This window comes from uncultured Oceanisphaera sp. (assembly GCF_947495715.1).
Taxonomy (GTDB): domain Bacteria; phylum Pseudomonadota; class Gammaproteobacteria; order Enterobacterales; family Aeromonadaceae; genus Oceanimonas; species Oceanimonas sediminis.
Map to the genome: position 1 here is coordinate 1 of NZ_CANLZU010000070.1, position 278 is coordinate 278.

The 278-nt window shown below is 52.9% G+C and carries 3 tRNA genes; all 3 read right to left on the reverse strand.

Features of this window, described 5'->3' with window-relative positions:
• Position 1 precedes the first annotated feature (1 nt).
• Positions 2–77, reverse strand: a tRNA-Thr gene (locus tag Q0753_RS16620).
• A 20-nt stretch (positions 78–97) separates the two neighbouring features.
• Positions 98–173, reverse strand: a tRNA-Phe gene (locus Q0753_RS16625).
• Between the two features lie 29 nt (positions 174–202).
• Positions 203–278, reverse strand: a tRNA-Phe gene (locus Q0753_RS16630).

A 278-nucleotide genomic window follows, 5' to 3' on the forward strand; every position in this document is an offset into this window, starting at 1 on the left:
ATGGTGCCGGCACCAAGAGTCGAACTCGGGACCTACTGATTACAAGTCAGTTGCTCTACCAACTGAGCTATGCCGGCGTTTGGCACTTGCGTTAAAATGGTGCCCAGAGACAGAATCGAACTGCCGACACGGGGATTTTCAATCCCCTGCTCTACCGACTGAGCTATCTGGGCGTTGGACTTTTATATAAAAGCACCGAAAATGGTGCCCAGAGACGGAATCGAACCGCCGACACGGGGATTTTCAATCCCCTGCTCTACCGACTGAGCTATCTGGGC